The organism is Erwinia rhapontici (assembly GCF_020683125.1).
GTDB lineage: Bacteria > Pseudomonadota > Gammaproteobacteria > Enterobacterales > Enterobacteriaceae > Erwinia > Erwinia rhapontici.
Map to the genome: position 1 here is coordinate 3782012 of NZ_CP085627.1, position 18513 is coordinate 3800524.

General features: G+C 52.5%; 18 protein-coding genes. 7 read left to right on the top strand and 11 right to left on the bottom strand.

Annotation, left to right across the window (positions count from 1 at the left end; translation table 11 throughout):
- Position 1: 1 nt before the first annotated feature.
- The 5 genes from lepA to rpoE form a co-directional block, all read right to left on the bottom strand.
- Positions 2-1801, bottom strand: coding sequence for a translation elongation factor 4 (gene lepA / locus LJN55_RS17485; RefSeq protein ID WP_133845832.1), 1800 nt, complete (start codon positions 1799-1801; stop codon positions 2-4).
- Positions 1802-2039: 238 nt separating this feature from the next.
- The gene (gene rseC / locus LJN55_RS17490; RefSeq protein WP_133845831.1) at positions 2040-2504 is read right to left on the bottom strand and encodes a SoxR-reducing system protein RseC; all 465 of its coding nucleotides are present in this window, start codon (positions 2502-2504) and stop codon (positions 2040-2042) included.
- The gene (gene rseB, locus LJN55_RS17495) at positions 2501-3457 is read right to left on the bottom strand and encodes a sigma-E factor regulatory protein RseB (RefSeq protein WP_133845830.1); all 957 of its coding nucleotides are present in this window, start codon (positions 3455-3457) and stop codon (positions 2501-2503) included. The genes rseC and rseB overlap by 4 nt, the downstream gene beginning before the upstream one ends.
- On the bottom strand, positions 3454-4107 hold the full coding sequence (gene rseA / locus LJN55_RS17500; protein WP_133845829.1) for an anti-sigma-E factor RseA: 654 nt from the start codon (positions 4105-4107) through the stop codon (positions 3454-3456). Before rseA ends, rseB begins: the two co-directional genes overlap by 4 nt.
- Positions 4108-4136: 29 nt before the next feature.
- A complete protein-coding gene (gene rpoE, locus LJN55_RS17505; RefSeq protein WP_062744587.1) occupies positions 4137-4712 on the bottom strand; it encodes an RNA polymerase sigma factor RpoE in 576 nt (191 codons plus the stop codon).
- Positions 4713-5186: 474 nt separating this feature from the next.
- On the opposite strand from rpoE, the gene nadB reads away from it, so the two are divergent.
- Positions 5187-6788 carry an L-aspartate oxidase gene (gene nadB, locus LJN55_RS17510; RefSeq protein ID WP_227534949.1) on the top strand — a complete coding sequence of 534 codons (1602 nt, stop codon included), beginning with the start codon at positions 5187-5189 and terminating at the stop codon, positions 6786-6788.
- Here the strand turns inward: nadB and trmN are convergent, their stop codons facing one another.
- Positions 6789-7526, bottom strand: a complete 738-nt coding sequence (gene trmN / locus LJN55_RS17515) for a tRNA(1)(Val) (adenine(37)-N(6))-methyltransferase TrmN (protein WP_133845827.1) — start codon at positions 7524-7526, stop codon at positions 6789-6791.
- A 132-nt stretch (positions 7527-7658) separates the two neighbouring features.
- Between trmN and srmB the strand changes: the two genes are divergently transcribed.
- A complete protein-coding gene (gene srmB / locus LJN55_RS17520; protein ID WP_133845826.1) occupies positions 7659-8987 on the top strand; it encodes an ATP-dependent RNA helicase SrmB in 1329 nt (442 codons plus the stop codon).
- A 62-nt stretch (positions 8988-9049) separates the two neighbouring features.
- Here the strand turns inward: srmB and LJN55_RS17525 are convergent.
- A protein-coding gene (locus LJN55_RS17525; RefSeq protein ID WP_227534950.1) for an IS3 family transposase occupies positions 9050-10407 on the bottom strand; the annotation gives its coding sequence in 2 pieces (ribosomal slippage) (positions 9050-9945 and positions 9945-10407; 1359 coding nt in all).
- A gap of 255 nt (positions 10408-10662) precedes the next feature.
- Positions 10663-11046 carry an autonomous glycyl radical cofactor GrcA gene (gene grcA / locus LJN55_RS17530; RefSeq protein ID WP_133845825.1) on the bottom strand — a complete coding sequence of 128 codons (384 nt, stop codon included), beginning with the start codon at positions 11044-11046 and terminating at the stop codon, positions 10663-10665.
- Between the two features lie 290 nt (positions 11047-11336).
- Between grcA and ung the strand changes: the two genes are divergently transcribed.
- Positions 11337-12020, top strand: coding sequence for a uracil-DNA glycosylase (gene ung, locus LJN55_RS17535; protein ID WP_133845824.1), 684 nt, complete (start codon positions 11337-11339; stop codon positions 12018-12020).
- A gap of 190 nt (positions 12021-12210) precedes the next feature.
- Positions 12211-13776 (top strand): methyl-accepting chemotaxis protein, encoded by a 1566-nt coding sequence (locus LJN55_RS17540; RefSeq protein WP_133845823.1) that lies wholly within the window; start codon positions 12211-12213, stop codon positions 13774-13776.
- A gap of 90 nt (positions 13777-13866) precedes the next feature.
- Here LJN55_RS17540 and grpE read toward each other — a convergent pair whose 3' ends face one another.
- Positions 13867-14448, bottom strand: coding sequence for a nucleotide exchange factor GrpE (gene grpE, locus LJN55_RS17545; protein ID WP_159338557.1), 582 nt, complete (start codon positions 14446-14448; stop codon positions 13867-13869).
- Between the two features lie 123 nt (positions 14449-14571).
- Between grpE and nadK the strand changes: the two genes are divergently transcribed.
- The 3 genes from nadK (at position 14572) to bamE (ending at position 17729) form a co-directional block, all read left to right on the top strand.
- On the top strand, positions 14572-15450 hold the full coding sequence (gene nadK / locus LJN55_RS17550; RefSeq protein WP_133845821.1) for an NAD(+) kinase: 879 nt from the start codon (positions 14572-14574) through the stop codon (positions 15448-15450).
- Between the two features lie 86 nt (positions 15451-15536).
- Positions 15537-17198 (top strand): DNA repair protein RecN, encoded by a 1662-nt coding sequence (recN, locus tag LJN55_RS17555; RefSeq protein ID WP_133845820.1) that lies wholly within the window; start codon positions 15537-15539, stop codon positions 17196-17198.
- A 183-nt stretch (positions 17199-17381) separates the two neighbouring features.
- Entirely contained in the window at positions 17382-17729 is a 348-nt protein-coding gene (gene bamE / locus LJN55_RS17560; protein ID WP_227534951.1) for an outer membrane protein assembly factor BamE, read from the top strand.
- A gap of 42 nt (positions 17730-17771) precedes the next feature.
- Here the strand turns inward: bamE and LJN55_RS17565 are convergent, their stop codons facing one another.
- Both LJN55_RS17565 and LJN55_RS17570 read right to left on the bottom strand, forming a co-directional pair.
- On the bottom strand, positions 17772-18059 hold the full coding sequence (locus tag LJN55_RS17565; RefSeq protein WP_159338559.1) for an RnfH family protein: 288 nt from the start codon (positions 18057-18059) through the stop codon (positions 17772-17774).
- Entirely contained in the window at positions 18052-18486 is a 435-nt protein-coding gene (locus LJN55_RS17570) for a type II toxin-antitoxin system RatA family toxin (protein WP_133845817.1), read from the bottom strand. Before LJN55_RS17570 ends, LJN55_RS17565 begins: the two co-directional genes overlap by 8 nt.
- Positions 18487-18513: the final 27 nt, after the last annotated feature.

Sequence of the window (18513 nt, forward strand, 5' to 3'; positions counted from 1 at the left end):
CTTATTTACTGTCTTTACCCACGTGGAGGATGGCAAGGAACGCTTCCTGCGGTAACTCAACGTTACCGACCTGTTTCATGCGTTTCTTACCGTCTTTCTGTTTCTGCAGCAGCTTTTTCTTACGGCTGACGTCACCGCCATAACATTTGGCAAGGACGTTTTTGCGCAACTGTTTAACCGTAGAACGGGCGATAATGTGGTTACCAATCGCCGCCTGAATCGCAATATCAAACTGCTGACGCGGGATTAATTCTTTCATCTTCTCAACCAGATCACGGCCACGGTACGGCGCGTTATCATTGTGCGTAATCAGCGCCAGCGCATCCACGCGCTCGGAGTTGATCAACACATCTACGCGCACCATGTTCGATGCCTGGAAACGTTTGAAGTTGTAATCCAGTGACGCATAACCGCGAGAGGTGGATTTCAGACGGTCGAAGAAATCGAGCACCACTTCCGCCATCGGAATTTCATACGTCAGCGCAACCTGATTACCGTGGTAAACCATGTTGGTCTGCACGCCACGCTTCTCAATACACAGCGTGATCACGTTACCGAGGAACTCCTGCGGCAACAGCATATGACACTCTGCAATCGGCTCACGCAATTCTTCGATGTTGTTCAGCGGTGGCAGTTTGCCCGGGCTATCAACGTAAATGGTCTGATTGTCCGTTGTGACGACTTCATAAACCACCGTCGGCGCGGTAGTGATCAGCTCAAGGTCGTATTCACGCTCCAGACGTTCCTGGATGATCTCCATGTGCAGCAAACCAAGGAAGCCACAGCGGAAACCAAAGCCCAGCGCGGTAGAGCTTTCTGGTTCATAGAACAGAGACGCATCGTTCAGGCTCAGTTTACCGAGCGCATCGCGGAAGGCTTCATAATCATCAGAGCTGATCGGGAACAGACCGGCATAAACCTGAGGTTTAACCTTTTTGAAACCAGGCAGTGCTTTGTCTGCCGGGTGACGAGCCAGCGTCAGGGTATCCCCTACTGGTGCGCCGAGGATGTCTTTGATCGCACAGACCAACCAGCCGACTTCGCCGCAGTTCAGGACATCGGTATCAACGCGTTTCGGGGTGAAGATGCCCAGACGGTCAGCATTGTACGTCTGACCGGTGCTCATCACCTTAATTTTTTCGCCTTTGCGCATGGTGCCGTTTTTAATACGCACCAGAGAGACGACGCCAAGGTAGTTGTCGAACCAGGAGTCAATAATCAACGCCTGCAGCGGGCCATCCGGGTCACCCTGTGGTGGCGGGATATCACGGACCAGACGTTCAAGCACGTCAGGCACACCAATACCGGTTTTTGCCGAGCAGCGCACGGCATCGGTGGCATCAATGCCGACGATGTCTTCAATTTCCTGGGCAACACGATCGGGATCGGCAGCAGGTAAATCGATCTTATTCAATACAGGTACGACTTCCAGTTCCATTTCCATTGCGGTGTAGCAGTTTGCCAGGGTCTGGGCTTCTACGCCTTGCCCGGCATCTACCACCAGCAATGCACCTTCGCAGGCGGCCAGAGAGCGTGAAACTTCATACGAGAAGTCTACGTGACCTGGGGTGTCGATAAAATTGAGCTGGTAAGTTTTACCATCTGGCGAATGGTAATCGAGGGTAACGCTTTGCGCTTTAATGGTAATACCGCGCTCGCGTTCCAAATCCATAGAATCCAGAACCTGCGCAGCCATTTCACGTTCAGACAATCCACCACAAATCTGGATCAGACGGTCAGAAAGCGTTGATTTGCCATGGTCGATGTGGGCGATGATAGAAAAGTTTCTTATGTGCTTCATTATTGAGATTTTTCTGCCTTACAAATTCTGGAACTCTCGCGATGCGAAGTCAGGAGAGCGTGATATCACAGGCGAACACTGGCCCGAAAGGCAGCATTCTACACTACATATCAAAGGGGTGGAATCTTCACGGTCAGGCAAAAACGCATGCATGACCATATCGAACGGGAAACAGGGAAGATGACGAGGTGAAATAAGGCGGTTGGCGAGGGAATACAGCCAACCGTCTTTTCGCGGGTCAGGCATCGGTACTGACGTGAATAGCGTCAGGTGGCAATGCCACGCTGAGGATCACCGGCTGGAAAGAGGCAGAACGGCCCAATATTCCGGAGATACCTTTTGCAATAATAAACCCGCCCACGCCGCCCAGCAGCGCACCGCAGGCAGCCGCCAGATCGCTGTGAAACAACATCTGAAACACACCGGCCAGGACAAAAAGCCCGATCAGAGGGGTCATGTAAACCAGAAACGCCGAGCTGAGCAGGCTGGTTTCAGCAATGCCCAGTTCGATACGCTGGCCGGGGGTAAGCGGCTGCGCACTGGCGATTTTCATCACATGCGCGTTCTTCGGCCCGAGCTTATCCAGCATGTGACTGCCGCAGCCTTTGCGTGCCGAGCAGCTGCTACAGGATGTTTTGATTTCGGAGTGCAGCGTGGCAATACCATTCTGCCACGACACTACCGTTGCCCATTCTCTCATCATGGCGCGGCCCCTAAAGTGACACTATCAGCAATACGTTTAGCGGTAGCCGGTGGCAGTTCACCCACTACCGTGATCTCCGCATTATTACGCACTTCAGTTTGGACCGTACGACGACCAGTGCGCAATTGCTGTGGCGAACTGGTTTTATCGGCAAGCGTCACGTTAATGGAGAAGCTAAACAGGCCATCAGTAAAGAGGATGGTTTCAACCGGACGGTCAAGTGAGGGAAGCTGACGGCGGCTTTTCGCCACTTCCTTCATCCCTGCTGGCAGCCAACCCGCTTTCCAGTTAAATGTCACGGCATTTGACGTAGGGACAGATAACACCGGAGGAAGCTTGGCGCTTTCCAACCCCTGCATGATATTGCGAACGCCGTCATCCACCGCGAAACTGACCACCCGATACTGTTCGAGTGTCTCGCCATCACGATCGAGGAGATCAACCCGCAAAGGCAGTTTCGTTTCGCTGTCCAACCAGACGATATAACTGTAACGAGTGCCATCACGAGGGACGATGCGAATCACTTCACACAGCTGATCGGCAATACGCGTGCGTCCAACGGAAACAAAATCGTAGGTTTCAGCCAGACGGTCGAAATCGGCATACACCAGCGCAGGCAGCGAATCGACAATATGATCCCCCGTCATGGTGAACGGCTCAAGGCCCGATTCAAAATAGCTGACCTCATTGCCACGCTGGATAATCTCGCGGCGCGGGCCATCCATCTGAAGCAACTGCGCATAGCTTTTGTTATTGATGATGGAATGACGGTAGCGTAGTGACTCGATGCCCAGTCGCGATACGTTGATATAGGCGAGTTCATAGCTGAGAGACTGACTGGCCTGTTCCATCTGATGTAACAACGCCCCGGAGGGCGTTGACGCGGCCGGGGCGACAGAGGAGTAAATCAGGCAGCCAGCGATAAAACTGGCGGCGCACCAAAACGGCTTCATTGCTGCGGTTGCATTCCTAACGACTGAGTACCTGGAACCTGAGCAGCAGCCTGTTGATCAGGGCTTTGCTCAAACTGTAACTGCTCAGCATGCAGACGACGTTGCAGTTCGTAATCCTGCAATAGCGCGTTAACGCGGCGACGTTGATCCTGCACCTGCTGATTCGCATTAAGCTGCGTACTGGCGTTGTCCGCTGGCACACCGAGGCTGACCGGAGAGGCTTGCCCCATCATCGGCAACGTATTGAATACCGGAGAATCCGGGGACTGGACATCAGCCGGTTTGTTGTACTGCTGCACACCGACGATCACCGCCAGTGAAACGCAGGCAGCCAGGCCCACCTGAGTAATCTGAGCCGCCCATGGACGCAGTTTCGCCCAAAATGGCATGGCTGCGACCTGTGCCGGCACAGGCTGTTCTTCCGGAATCAGATGCGTAATATTTTTTGCTGGCTCATTCTCAATCGCTGCCATCACACGGGCAGAAATATCAAAATCAAGCAGTTGTGGGACATCGCCGCGCAGTGTGTCGCGAATCAGATGATAGCTTTCCCAGTCTTTTTGCAGCACAACGTCTTTAGACAACGCAGACATCAATTCATTGTCCAGCGTTTCACCGTCCATAAGAGCGGAAAGTTGTTCTTTCTGCATGCCTCAATACCCTTCCTGTGTCGCTATCGCTAGCGTTGGATAAGCGGTTGAATTTTATTATCAATAGCTTCACGGGCGCGGAAAATACGTGAACGAACCGTACCGACCGGGCAATCCATGATCACAGCTATCTCTTCGTAGCTCAGGCCATCGAGTTCACGTAAGGTGATTGCCATACGCAAGTCTTCGGGTAACATCTCGATGGTACGAAAAACTATCTGTCTCAATTCTTCCGACAACATTAAGTTCTCAGGGTTCGAAATTTCTTTCAGCGCTCCCGCACTTTCAAAATTCTCGGCGTCGATAGCGTCCACATCGCTCGATGGTGGACGACGTCCCTGAGCAACCAGGTAATTTTTGGCCGTATTGACGGCAATCCGGTAGAGCCAGGTATAAAAAGCACTGTCGCCCCGAAAAGATTCCAGCGCACGATAGGCTTTAATAAACGACTCTTGCACTACATCAGGCACATCCCCTGACGGCACATAGCGGGAAACCAGACTGGCCACTTTATGCTGATAGCGAACTACCAGTAAGTTAAATGACTTCTGATCTCCCTTCTGCACTCGTTCAACGAGGACCTGATCCGTTAGCTGCTCGCTCATCCGAGGTAAGATCTCCCCAAACTTGTCTCCACGCGTAATCGCACTTCCAGCAATAACTCAATCATTATGAACAAGCATCCAGTCTGAGTCGCATTCATCGGAAAAGTTCCATTACGCCATTATATTTGTTGTGCCATCAGGGGACATCGACAAACCAGCACGCGTTTTTATGCATTCTCGCTGACCTGTGGGCCACTGCCTCTCTCTCACTCCCGGAACATCATCGCTCAGGAGCCTGATGACGCCCGCAGAGTAACGCAAGAAGCCAGTTTTTTCACCTTATAATCACGTCAACACGTGACAGTTCGCCAGAGTAAAGCCTGCCTGGTGCATTTACGTGATGTCACCAACGCCGTGAGGCTTGTTCAATTTTTGATTTAGCTCCCACTGTGGAGAGGGGCCAATAAAAAGCCTTTTTGCCTGGATAAGTGAGTGCTATGCTCAACAAACAATCTGTTTAGTAAATTAAACAACATGACTCTTTCTTCCGATTACAGCTGTGATGTGTTGATTATTGGTAGTGGCGCGGCGGGCTTATCACTGGCATTACGCCTGGCAGAGAAACATCAGGTCACCGTACTGAGTAAAGGCCCGGTCAGTGAAGGCTCAACGTTTTATGCCCAGGGCGGGATTGCCGCCGTGTTTGATGAAACAGACAGCATTGAGTCGCATGTTGAAGATACGCTGATTGCAGGGGGCGGCCTGTGCGATCGCGAGGCCGTCTCGTTTATCGCCAGTAATGCACGCCATTGTGTGCAGTGGTTGATTGATAACGGCATGCTGTTCGATAAAGAAACCCCGGTGGACAGCGAAGAACGCTATCACCTGACGCGTGAAGGCGGTCACAGCCATCGTCGCATTCTGCACAGCGCGGATGCCACCGGGAAAGCCGTGGAAAACACGCTGGTCAGCCAGGCGTTAAGTCACCCAAACATTACCCTGATTGAGCGCGGTAATGCTGTTGACCTGATCGTCTCCGATAAAATCGGCCTGCCGGGCGAGCGTCGCGTGGTGGGCGCTTACATCTGGAACCGTCAACGAGAAGCCGTAGAAACCTGCCGTGCACGTGCCGTGGTACTGGCCACCGGGGGTGCAGCAAAAGTCTATCAGTACACCACCAACCCAGATGTGGCCTCCGGGGACGGTATTGCGATGGCATGGCGCGCGGGCTGTCGGGTCGCTAATCTCGAATTCAACCAGTTCCATCCGACCTGCCTGTTCCACCCGGATGCACGTAACTTCTTGCTGACCGAGGCACTGCGTGGAGAAGGCGCGGTGTTAAAACGCCCGGATGGCAGCCGATTTATGCCCGACTTCGATGAACGAGGCGAACTGGCGCCACGCGATATTGTGGCACGCGCCATTGACCACGAAATGAAACGCCTTGGCGCTGACTGCATGTACCTGGATATCAGCCACCAGCCGCCGGAGTTCGTGCGCGCGCACTTCCCGATGATCTACGAAAAACTGCTGACACTGGGCATTGATCTCACCACAGAGCCGATCCCGATTGTTCCGGCAGCGCACTACACCTGCGGCGGTGTCATGGTCGACCAGCAAGGGCGTACCGACCTTAACGGACTTTATGCTATTGGAGAGATCAGTTATACCGGGCTGCATGGCGCCAACCGCCTGGCATCGAACTCGCTGCTGGAGTGCCTGGTGTACGGTTGGTCTGCGGCAGAAGACATCAATCAGCGCCTGCCTGCTGTTGAGAGGGTCGAGGGCCTGCCCGCGTGGGATGAAAGCCGCGTGGATGATTCCGATGAGCGCGTGGTCATCCAGCACAACTGGCATGAACTGCGGTTATTTATGTGGGACTACATGGGGATTGTACGCACCACGAAACGGCTGGAGCGCGCGCTGCGCCGCATCACGACGCTACAACAGGAAATTGACGAGTATTACGCCCATTTTCGCATTTCCAACAACCTGCTGGAGCTGCGTAACCTGGTGCAGGTCGCTGAGCTGATGGTACGCTGTGCAATGGCACGTAAAGAGAGCCGGGGCCTGCATTACACCCTCGACTATCCGGAAGCCCTGGGCGAGGCGTTACCAACGATTCTGGCGCCCTGATTAGCGGAACAGATAGAAATCGCGGGTCAGGCTGCAGTGAGCATCGGAATACTGATGGTCCGGCCCGCGGATCGTCATGCGATCCAGTAATTGCTCGCCCGGCTTGGGTGATAACGCCAGCAGCACCCGATTGGGCGGCCGGGTATCATTATCGGCAACATCAGTGCGAAAACGCAGATGCCAGCCGCGCTGTAAAGCCAACTCAACCAACTTACTTCCCGCCGACTCCGGCAGGATCACACAGAAGAAGCCCTCTTCCGCGATCAAGTTTTCCGCGCACACCAACAGCACATCATGCGTCAGATCGGTGGTATAGCGCGCCGAAGCCCGCTCAGGCGATGCACATTCCGACCCCGGTGAAAAATAAGGGGGGTTACTGACGATAAGCGAATAACGCTGATCGCAGCGCTGAGACCATTCGACAATATCGGCCTGGTGCACATGCACTCTTCCCGACCAGGGCGAGGCCGCCACATTTTCCTGCGCCTGCGCGGCCGCCATTTCATCCAGTTCAACGGCATCAATGTTCACGGACTCTGCCGTTCTCTGCGCCATCATCAACGCGATCAAGCCGCTGCCCGTGCCGATATCCAGCACTCGCTGTACATTCGCGACAGGGGCCCATGCACCGAGCAGCACACCATCGGTGCCGACTTTCATGGCACAGCGATCGTGGGCGACAAAAAACTGTTTGAAGGTGAATCCGTTGGCGCGGAGAATGGCTTTCTGTTGTGACATTTGACTGACCTGAAAGGGAAACGGCGCTAGCATAGGACAAACTGTGACGAAGGAAAAGTCATTAACTCCACACAAACAGATGAAGATCGTGTTCAATCTGTCTATAATCAGCGCCCCAAACTGAGGTAGACCATGACTGTAACCACTTTTTCCGAACTCGAACTAGACGAGAGCCTACTGCAAGCCCTGCAGGAGAAAGGCTACACGCGTCCTACTGCCATACAGGCAGAAGCTATTCCGGCAGCACTGGAGGGTCGCGACGTTCTGGGTTCGGCACCAACCGGTACAGGCAAGACTGCGGCCTACCTGCTGCCCGCATTACAGCATCTGCTCGACTTCCCGCGTAAGAAGTCTGGCCCGCCACGCATTTTAATCCTGACCCCAACGCGCGAACTGGCGATGCAGGTTGCAGACCAGGCGCGTGAAATGGCCAAACATACGCATCTGGATATTGCCACTATCACGGGTGGCGTTGCGTTTATGAACCATGCCGAAGTGTTCAGTGAAAACCAGGACATCGTGGTAGCGACTACCGGGCGTCTGCTGCAATACATTAAAGAAGAGAATTTTGACTGCCGTGCAGTTGAAACGCTGGTTCTCGATGAAGCCGACCGCATGCTGGATATGGGCTTTGCTCAGGATATCGAAACCATTGCGGCTGAAACCCGCTGGCGTAAGCAGACTTTGCTGTTCTCCGCCACGCTGGAAGGCGAAGCGATCAAAGATTTCGCCGAGCGCATTCTGAACGAGCCGATTGAAATTGAAGCCGACCCGGCGCGCCGTGAGCGTAAGAAAATCCAGCAGTGGTACTACCGCGCGGATGATATCAAACACAAAACTGCGCTGCTGATCCACCTGATGAAACAGCCGGAAGTGACCCGTTCAGTGGTCTTCGTGCGTAAACGTGAGCGTGTGCACGAGCTGTGTGGCTGGCTGCGTGAAGCAGGCATTAACACCAGCTATCTGGAAGGGGAACTGGTTCAGGCGAAGCGCAACGAAGCGATTAAACGTGTGGCTGAAGGTCGTGTAAACGTCCTGGTCGCAACCGATATTGCTGCACGCGGCATCGACATCGACGATGTCAGCCACGTGTTTAACTTCGATATGCCAGTGACCGCCGACACCTACCTGCACCGCATTGGCCGTACCGGCCGTGCAGGCAAAAAAGGTATCGCTATTTCACTGGTTGAAGCGCACGACAACATGCTGCTGGGCAGAATCATTCGTTACATCAAGGAGCCGCTGAAAGCGCGCACCGTTGATGAACTGCGCCCGGTCACGCGCGCACCCAGCGAAAAGCTGCAAGGCAAACCCTCGAAGAAAGTGTTAGCCAAGCGCAAGCAGTTAAAAGATAAAGAGAAGCAGGAAGAGAAGCCGCGCGTTAAAGAGCGTCATCGCGATGCCAAAAATGTGGGTAAACGTCGTAAGCCAACAGCAGCAAAAACTGACAGTGCTGAATAATCACACTGCATGACAAAAAACCGCCTTATTGAAGTGACCCCATAAAGTTGGACGGGTTTATATCAGGCGGCTATCTGGGCCTGAGTTCGGTACTCTACCGGACTCAGGCCTTTTAGTTTCTGTTTTATTCTTTCATGGTTGTAATAGTAGATGTACTCGTCAATAGCAGCCCGTAATCCACTGATACTGTTATGTTCTTCCAGGTAAAAACATTCCGATTTCAGCGTACCAAAAAAACTTTCTATCACCGCGTTGTCATAGCAGTTTCCCTTCCGGGACATACTCTGTTTCAGCACCGCTTCCTTCAACCGATTCTGATAGTGCACCATCTGATACTGCCAGCCCTGATCTGAATGCAGCATCGGGTGTTCACCTTCTCTCAGTACTGATAGCGCCTTAGACAGCATATTATCCACCATTGACAGGTGGGGGCGATGCTCCATCTGATATGCCACAATCTCACCGTTATACAGGTCAGGCACCGGAGATAAATACAGTTTTTCACCACCGACCTTAAACTCCGTCACGTCAGTTACCCACTTCTGGTTGGGCTTATCCGCACTGAATCTCCGGTTCAGGAGATTACCGGCAGCTTTGCCGTATCGGCCTGCGTAAGAGTTGTATTTTTTCGCCCTGATACAAGATACCAGCTGTAACTCCTGCATCAGCTTCTGAACCGTTTTATGATTCAGGGAACTCCCTTCACGGCGGAAGGCAAGTGTGATCCTGCGGTATCCATATCGCCCTTTATGTTTATGAAACAACGTTAAAATCCGGCGCCTGTCATCAGCGTATTTGTCCGGTTTTTTTTCGCAGGACAACTGCCAGTAGAACGTGCTTCTTGCCAGTCCTGCCGCCCTTAACAGGCGAGTCAAAGGATGCTGTTGCCTTAACTCATTCACGACCTGCGCTTTGTCGCGCGTTTCGGTGTTTGTTTTTCCCTGAGTAAGGCTTGCAGCTTTTTTAGATAAGCCACTTCAACGCGTAACTGCTCAAGCTCTTCGCGTTCGTCCGGATTGAGGGCGGCTGAAGCTGGAGCGACTGTCTTATTTTCAGGACGTTGCGGCATCGTCTTTTTCCTGTGTCGGGTGTCAGTGAGGGCTTCAAGACCGCCTTCATCATACAGTCGTTCCCACTGACAAACCGATGAAAAGGCAGGGATAATGAACTTTGCACACACTTCACGAACAGAGAGACAATGTTCACGCATATGAAGGATAACGGACTCTTTGAAGGCCGGTGAATAGATGAAGTGCCGGGTCGTTAGTCCTGCTTCACCATGAAGTTTCCAGGCGGCAGACCACTTTCGAACGGCACTGTGGTCGATACCAAAACGCTTTGCCGTCGCCTTTTGCCCCTCCGACCCGGAGAGATAGTGCTGCACGACCCTAAGCTTGAAACTGAGGGAATACTTACTCATAAAAAACTGCACCTTACTCAGTTGGGTATCCAACTTTTGGGGTGCAGTTCATTATTGGGGCGGTTTTTTATTGCCTGAAATTGACAGAAACAGGGGTCAGAGCAAGAAAACTCACGTTCTAATACAAATGAATAATTTTCGTTACACCCCCGGCCTGTTAAAAACAGATTCTGCACAATGTAATCATGATGTTAATAAAAAAGGACCGAAGGTGTATTTTTCACCCCCGGCCCTTTTATCGTACCCCGTTCAGGCTTACAGGCTTTCAGTAAAGGTACGGGTAATCACATCTCGCTGCTGTTCTGGCGTCAATGAGTTAAAACGCACGGCATAGCCCGAAACACGGATAGTCAGCTGTGGGTATTTTTCCGGGTTTTTTACGGCTTCTTCCAGCGTTTCACGGCTCAGGACGTTCACGTTCAGATGCTGGCCGCCTTCCACGCGCACCTGCGGTTTCATTTCCAGTGGAATTTCACGATATTCGATCTGGCCAAGCTCGCTGACTGGCACGATCTGATCTTCGCTATAACCTGCTTTGGCACAAACGCAACGCGCTTCCGCTTTATCACTGTCCAGCAGCCAGAATGAATTCAGTAATGCACTGTTGGATGCTTGAGTAATTTGAATTCCGGTAATCATGTGAGTCGCCTCCCAGGCAATACGGCGCTGCTCTCATTTCCAGCGCCAGGTTGATGAAAAAAACCGTGATCTTCTGGGATCTGTATACCAGCACCAGAATGGTGTCTCCTTGATACAAATCAACCTGCGAGGAGGAATTTAAAGCCTGAAAACAGCAACTTTCTGTTTTATATCAATTTTATCAAATCAAAAAATTCTTCTTTTTTTGCAAATTTTCAACTTTATTTTAAGTATTACCTTGTGGCAAAGCGCGATAAGCTACGCACTTTGATGATGAGAAGGAGACGGTAATGGTCAATACCATGACCTGGCACGACGTGCTGGCCGAGGAAAAAGAGAAGCCTTATTTCAGGGAAACACTGGCAAAAGTCGCGGCAGAGCGCGCAGCCGGTAAGACCGTCTATCCACCGCAAAAAGACGTTTTTAACGCATTTCGTCTCACTGAACTGGGCGAAGTGAAAGTGGTGATTTTAGGTCAGGACCCCTACCACGGTCCGAATCAGGCACATGGGCTGGCGTTCTCCGTTCTGCCTGGTGTTGCGGTACCCCCTTCACTGGTGAATATGTATAAAGAACTGGTCACGGATATTCCTGGTTTTGAGCGACCAAAACACGGCTTTCTCGAAAGCTGGGCACGTCAGGGCGTGATGCTGCTCAACACCGTACTAACCGTGGAAGCGGGCCAGGCACATTCACATGCTAAATTCGGCTGGGAAACCTTTACGGATAATGTGATTGCAGCCATTAATCAGCATCGTGAGGGCGTGATATTTCTGCTGTGGGGCTCTCACGCGCAGAAAAAGGGCGCGATTATTGACCGTAACCGCCATCACGTACTACAAGCCCCCCACCCTTCCCCGCTCTCTGCGCATCGCGGTTTCTTCGGCTCTGCCCATTTTTCGAAAACCAATCAGTGGCTCAGTGAGCACGGCGAAACCCCCATTGACTGGGTTCCGCACTTACCTTCCGAGTAAGCTCGATTATCAGGGGGTATCAACCCCCTGTCAGGCACGGGCATCCTGTTCATTTACATTCCCACACGTAATAATGCGATTTTTGTCACAATTTTTTATCAAGATTTCCCTCTCCCTGCCGATCTGATCGGCTTCAGGGTGCATATTCATGCGCCCAAGATTGGCTGGTCCATTCAGGGGAGAAGAACGGATGTTATCCATGAAGAATATGAAAGTAGGTGTCCGTCTGGGCGCCGCCTTCGGCCTGGTGATACTGTTATTGATTATCGTTAGTGCCACAGCAACACTCAAAATTGGCAACATTAATCAGGCGGTAGACAGTATCGTCAGCGATCGTTATATCAAAGTCCGGCTGGCATTTGATGTACGCGATGGCGTCAACGAACAGATTAAATATTTGCGCGGTATGGTTCTGGATATTGCCCGTCCGGACAGTAACATCAAACGGTTTAAGCAGCTCGATGGCGCGACGCAGAAAACCAATGCGGCGATTGAAAAAATCGCACAGTTGCAAAGCACTGAGATGGGGATTAAAAAAATCCAGGACGTCAAAGATGCCGCCCAGCGTTTTGAGAGTGATAAACAAGAACTGCTGACCCTCATCCGTGCAGGAGATGTTGCGCCGGCCACGGAATATGTACTGCGAAAAATCACCACCTCGCAGAATGCGTTTCTCGATATAGTGGTGAGTTTTGCGGATTCACAGTCCTCACAGTTGCAGGCTGAAGGAGCCAATGCCGTCAGTGATGGCACCACCGCCATTCACATCACGCTGATTTTCTCGCTACTGGCTATCGCTGCGGCGATGCTGCTCGGCTTCTTCTTAACCCGTTCGATTGTGCGCCCGCTGCGTGAAGCCGTCGGCATTGCTGAAAATGTTGCCGCTGGCGATCTGCGCACCACCATTCATGTCAACTCGACGGATGAAACCGGTCAATTGATGCTGGCGCTGAAAAACATGAATGACAATCTGCTGAAAATTGTTAACGAAGTCCGTTCCGGTACGGACCTGATTGCCACGGCATCCAGTGAGATTTCAGCGGGTAATATGGATCTCTCCTCACGCACTGAGCAACAGGCCAGCTCCCTCGAAGAAACCGCCTCTGCGATGGAGCAGATTACCGCCACGGTGAAACAAAACGCCGATAACGCTCGCCAGGCTAACCAGTTAGCCGCTCAGGCCTCTCTGGTGGCGGAACAGAGCGGCGATGCGGTGAAGCAGGTGGTCAGCACGATGGAAATGATCAACGGATCATCGAAGAAAATCGTCGATATTATCAGTGTGATTGACGGTATTGCCTTCCAGACCAATATCCTGGCGCTGAATGCGGCGGTAGAAGCCGCCCGTGCAGGTGAGCAAGGGCGTGGTTTTGCCGTTGTGGCTTCAGAGGTTCGCAGCCTGGCACAGCGCTCAGCATCCGCTGCCAAAGAGATTGCACAGCTGATTCAGGATTCTGTTGCACGGGTTGATGAAGGGGGTCGACAGGTCGCAAAAGCCGGGCTGACCATGGACGACGTTCTCAGCAGCGTGAAAAACGTGACCGGAATTATCGGTGAGATTACTATCGCCAGCGCCGAGCAAAGCAGCGGCATTGATGAGATCAACATGGCCATCACGCAGATGGATCAGGTGACTCAGCAGAATGCGGCGCTGGTGAATCAGTCGGCAGCGGCAGCCCAGTCAATGCAGGAACAGGCCGAACAACTGTCTCTGGCAATACGCGTGTTTAAGGTGAATGAACCCGCTTACCACTAATTCACCGGCAAAAAAATAGCCGCACAAGGCGGCTATTTTAAACAGGCAGACACAGGGGCGACCGGAAAAAAAGGTCCCCCCCTACAGCAATTAATTTTTAGCTTTCGATACTGCAACCATCGCCGGGCGCAGCAGGCGACCGTTCAGGGTATAGCCACGCTGCATCACCATCAGCACATGATTTGGCGCAACGTCTTCAGATTCCATCATAGACATTGCCTGATGGACTTCCGGGTTGAACGGCACGTTGATATCCCCCACCACTTCCACGCCAAACTTGCGCACAGCGCCCAGCAGGGATTTCATGGTCAGTTCGATGCCTTCAATCATAGCGGCCAACTCAGGATTGGATTTATCCGCCACTTCCAGCGCGCGTTCCAGGCTATCAATCACTGGCAACAGCTCGTTGGCAAATTTTTCCAGCGCAAATTTGTGCGCTTTTTCCACATCCAGTTCACTACGGCGACGGATGTTTTCGATCTCAGCCTGAGCACGAAGCTGTGCGTCACGCACACCGCCCAGCGACTCCGCCAGTTGGGCTTCCAGTTGTGCAATACGCTCATCCCGCGGGTCCACCACTTCTGCTGTCTCCGCGTCCTGGGTTTGCGCCTGCTCCATCTCAATTTCGTCTGAGACTTGCTCGTTAGGTGTGTTCTGTTCTTTACTACTCATGAATTTCTCCGCGTTTGTGCATATTCATCTCGCTGGTTCGCTTATTATGGGGATCAGAATCGCGGTTTCAAGGGAACCAGTCACATTGTCGGGGGAGTTTACCTCGTGAGGAATGCCAGGAACATGAATAACCACTTCAACTGCATCGGGATCGTCGGCCATCCACGCCATCCCACTGCACTAACCACCCACGAGATGCTCTATCGCTGGCTGACAGCGAGAGGCTATCAGGTGATTATTGAGCAGCAGATTGCGCGTGAGTTAAAACTGGAAGGCGTGCAGACCGGAACGCTGGCAGAGATTGGCCGCAAGGCCGACCTGGCGGTGGTGGTAGGCGGTGACGGGAATATGCTGGGCGCAGCAAGGGTGCTGGCACGTTACGATATTAAGGTCATCGGGATTAATCGCGGCAATCTCGGGTTTCTCACCGATCTCGATCCTGATAACGCTCAGCAGCAACTCGCTGACGTGCTGGAAGGAGAATACTTCATCGAGAGCCGCTTCCTGCTGGAAGCTCAGGTCTGCCGCCAGTCCGGCAGCCCGCGTATTGGTACGGCTATCAATGAAGTGGTGCTGCACCCGGGTAAAGTGGCACATATGATCGAATTCGAAGTGTACATTGATGAAAATTTCGCGTTTTCACAGCGTTCGGATGGCTTGATCATATCGACGCCGACCGGGTCGACGGCTTATTCATTGTCAGCAGGTGGCCCTATTCTGACGCCATCGCTGGATGCTATCGCCGTGGTACCGATGTTCCCCCATACCCTCTCGGCTCGCCCGCTGGTGATCAACAGCAGCAGTACGATTCGTCTGCGTTTTTCTCATATGCGCAGCGATCTGGAGATCAGTTGTGACAGCCAGATAGCACTCCCCATTCAACAGGGTGAAGATGTATTAATCCGGCGAAGTGATTACCACCTCAACCTGATACATCCTAAAAATTACAATTATTTCAACACGCTAAGCTCAAAGCTGGGTTGGTCAAAAAAATTATTCTAAAACTGCTGCCAGCGGGTTTACTGTTTATAAAACCAGTATATACTGTATGAAAAACCATATCTGTGTTTTCATACAGGAATACCATCATGCTGGCACAACTGACCATCAGTAACTTCGCGATTGTACGTGAGCTGGAGATCGACTTTCAGCGCGGAATGACGGCCATTACCGGTGAGACCGGCGCAGGTAAATCCATCGCTATCGATGCGCTGGGTTTATGCCTGGGGGGCCGGGCCGATGCAGATATGGTGCGCCAGGGTGCGGCACGCGCCGACATCTGTGCGCGATTCTCGCTGAAAGATACCCCCTCAGCCCAGCGCTGGTTAACCGACAATCAACTCGACGACGGCAATGAATGTCTGCTGCGCCGGGTGATCAGCAGCGATGGGCGTTCGCGTGGCTTTATCAACGGCACCGCCGTGCCTCTTTCACAGCTGCGCGATCTCGGCCAGGCGCTGATTCAGATCCACGGCCAACATGCTCACCAGCTCCTGCTCAAACCTGAACATCAAAAAAATCTGCTGGATGCCTATGCGGGCGAACCGTTGCTGATGCAAAACATGGCGCAACACTATCGCCAGTGGCATCAGAGCTGTCGCACCCTTGCCCAGCATCAGCAACAGTCACAGGAGCGTGAAGCCCGTCGTGAACTGTTGCAGTATCAGCTCAAAGAGCTGAATGAATTCGCCCCGGTCAGCGGTGAATATGAGCAGATTGATGAAGAGTACAAACGTCTCGCGAACAGCGGTCAGCTCCTCTCCACCAGCCAGCAGACTCTGCTGATGCTGGCTGATGGCGACGATAACAATCTGCAAAGCCAGCTGTATAACGCACGCCAGCTGATGGCAGAACTGATTGAGATGGATGATAAGCTCAGCGGCGTCTTTGCCATGCTGGAAGAAGCCGCAATCCAGATCAGCGAGGCCAGTGATGAACTGCGCCATTATTGCGATCGGCTGGATCTCGATCCCAACCGTCTGCATGAACTGGAACAACGGCTGTCACGCCAGATCGGCCTCGGACGTAAGCACCACATCGCTCCTGAAGAACTGCCGACTTTCTACCAGCAGCTACTCGCTGAACAGTTGTTGTTAGATCAGCAGGAAAGCGACCAGGATGAATTGAGCCAGGCCGTCAGCCTTCATTACGATGCTGCCCTCAACTGCGCACGGCAGTTGCATGAGCGCCGGGTTCACTTTGCTGATGAGCTTACCGGGTTAATTACCGAAAGCATGCATATGCTGTCGATGCCCCACGGGCGCTTTACAATTGATATCCAGTTCAACCCCGAGCATTTGACTGCGGAAGGCGCTGACCGCATTGATTTCCGCGTCAGCACCAACCCTGGCCAGCCGGTTCAACCGTTAGCGAAGGTCGCTTCCGGCGGGGAACTGTCACGTATTGCGTTAGCGATTCAGGTCATTACTGCACGTAAGATGGACACACCGGCGTTGATTTTCGATGAAGTGGATGTCGGTATCAGCGGACCCACCGCCGCGGTAGTCGGTAAAATGCTGCGTCAGTTGGGTGAGTCCACGCAGGTTATGTGCGTGACGCATCTGCCGCAGGTCGCTGGCTGTGGTCATCAGCATTTCTATGTCAGCAAAGAGACCGATGGCGCGATGACAGAGACGCATATGAAGCCCCTGGACAAGCGTGCACGCCTGCAAGAACTGGCGCGCCTGCTGGGTGGTAGCGAAGTTACACGCAACACGCTGGCGAACGCAAAAGAACTTTTAGCCGCGTGAAGATTGCACTTTTTTACCGGTTTGTGGTCATATCGTTGCTTCGCAGAGGTTTTAAACTGCGGAAAGGTTTATTATCATCGGCAAGTTACGCTGGTATCATCATTGCACACTGATAAACCCGAAAGACCCGGAGCTGCGGTTTCAGGGGAAACGAATATAGCCACAAAGGAATAAACATTGATTATGCGCTGTAAAACGCTGACTGCTGCTGCGGTGGTTCTTCTGATGATGACCGCGGGTTGTTCCACTCTGGAGCGCGTGGTTTACCGCCCGGATATCAACCAGGGCAACTACCTGGTTGCGAACGATGTTGCTAAAATTCACACGGGGATGACCCAGCAGCAGGTTGCCTATACCCTGGGTACGCCGATGATGCATGATCCGTTTGGCAGCAACGTCTGGTATTACGTGTTCCGCCAGCAGCCAGGCCACGAGGTGGTGAAGCAGCAGACACTGACCCTGACTTTCGATCAGAGCGGCACACTGACTAACATTGATAACAAAGCTGCTCTGTCTGCTAACGCAGGCTAAAAGCAGGTTGTGAGCTCAACAAGATAAGGCGCAGATTGCGCCTTATTTTTTTGCCGCGCGTTCAGCACGCTGACGACGAAGATCTTTAGGGTCGGCGATCAGCGGACGATAGATTTCAATACGATCGCCGCTCTGTACCACATCATGCAGTTTCACCGCGCGACTGAAGATGCCTACTTTGTTTTCCTGCAAATCAATATCGCTGCGCAGAGCCAGCAGACCAGAAGCGACAATGGCCTGCTCAACGGTGCTGCCCTCTTCGACCTTTACGCTGTAAAGGTACTGTTTATCTGGCAATGCATACACCACTTCAACAGCGATATCAGGCACTGTACACCTCTTTCGCGCGCTGGGTGAAAGCCTGTACCATGCTGCTGGCCAGCTCTTTAAAGATTCGGCCAAAAGCCAGTTCGACCAGCATATTGGTGAACTCGAAATCCAGATTTAACTCCACTTTGCAGGCTTCATCGCTCAACGCCGTAAAGCGCCAGCCGCCGCTCAGTTTGCGGAACGGGCCGTCAACAAGTTGCATATGGATGCTTTGGTTATCCGTCAGCGTGTTACGCGTGACAAATGTCTTACTGATTCCAGCTTTAGAGACATCCACCGAGGCCGTCATTTGATCGGAACTGGCATCCAGCACCCGGCTACCGGTGCAACCCGGTAAAAACTGCGGATAACTGTCAACATCATTCACTAAGCGGTACATTTGTTCCGCACTGTACGGCACCAGCGCCGAACGACTAATCTGGGACATATCGATTCCTGTCATTTTCTAAACATA

Coding starts and splice junctions, on each gene's coding strand:
- nadB (WP_227534949.1), top strand. CDS start 5,187: ATGACTCTTTCTTCCGATTACAGCTGTGATGTGTTGATTATTGGTAGT.
- ung (WP_133845824.1), top strand. CDS start 11,337: ATGGTCAATACCATGACCTGGCACGACGTGCTGGCCGAGGAAAAAGAG.
- nadK (WP_133845821.1), top strand. CDS start 14,572: ATGAATAACCACTTCAACTGCATCGGGATCGTCGGCCATCCACGCCAT.
- rpoE (WP_062744587.1), bottom strand. CDS start 4,712: ATGAGCGAGCAGCTAACGGATCAGGTCCTCGTTGAACGAGTGCAGAAG.
- recN (WP_133845820.1), top strand. CDS start 15,537: ATGCTGGCACAACTGACCATCAGTAACTTCGCGATTGTACGTGAGCTG.
- trmN (WP_133845827.1), bottom strand. CDS start 7,526: ATGTCACAACAGAAAGCCATTCTCCGCGCCAACGGATTCACCTTCAAA.
- rseC (WP_133845831.1), bottom strand. CDS start 2,504: ATGATGAGAGAATGGGCAACGGTAGTGTCGTGGCAGAATGGTATTGCC.
- rseA (WP_133845829.1), bottom strand. CDS start 4,107: ATGCAGAAAGAACAACTTTCCGCTCTTATGGACGGTGAAACGCTGGAC.
- LJN55_RS17570 (WP_133845817.1), bottom strand. CDS start 18,486: ATGTCCCAGATTAGTCGTTCGGCGCTGGTGCCGTACAGTGCGGAACAA.
- grpE (WP_159338557.1), bottom strand. CDS start 14,448: ATGAGTAGTAAAGAACAGAACACACCTAACGAGCAAGTCTCAGACGAA.
- bamE (WP_227534951.1), top strand. CDS start 17,382: ATGCGCTGTAAAACGCTGACTGCTGCTGCGGTGGTTCTTCTGATGATG.
- LJN55_RS17540 (WP_133845823.1), top strand. CDS start 12,211: ATGTTATCCATGAAGAATATGAAAGTAGGTGTCCGTCTGGGCGCCGCC.
- rseB (WP_133845830.1), bottom strand. CDS start 3,457: ATGAAGCCGTTTTGGTGCGCCGCCAGTTTTATCGCTGGCTGCCTGATT.
- srmB (WP_133845826.1), top strand. CDS start 7,659: ATGACTGTAACCACTTTTTCCGAACTCGAACTAGACGAGAGCCTACTG.
- grcA (WP_133845825.1), bottom strand. CDS start 11,046: ATGATTACCGGAATTCAAATTACTCAAGCATCCAACAGTGCATTACTG.
- lepA (WP_133845832.1), bottom strand. CDS start 1,801: ATGAAGCACATAAGAAACTTTTCTATCATCGCCCACATCGACCATGGC.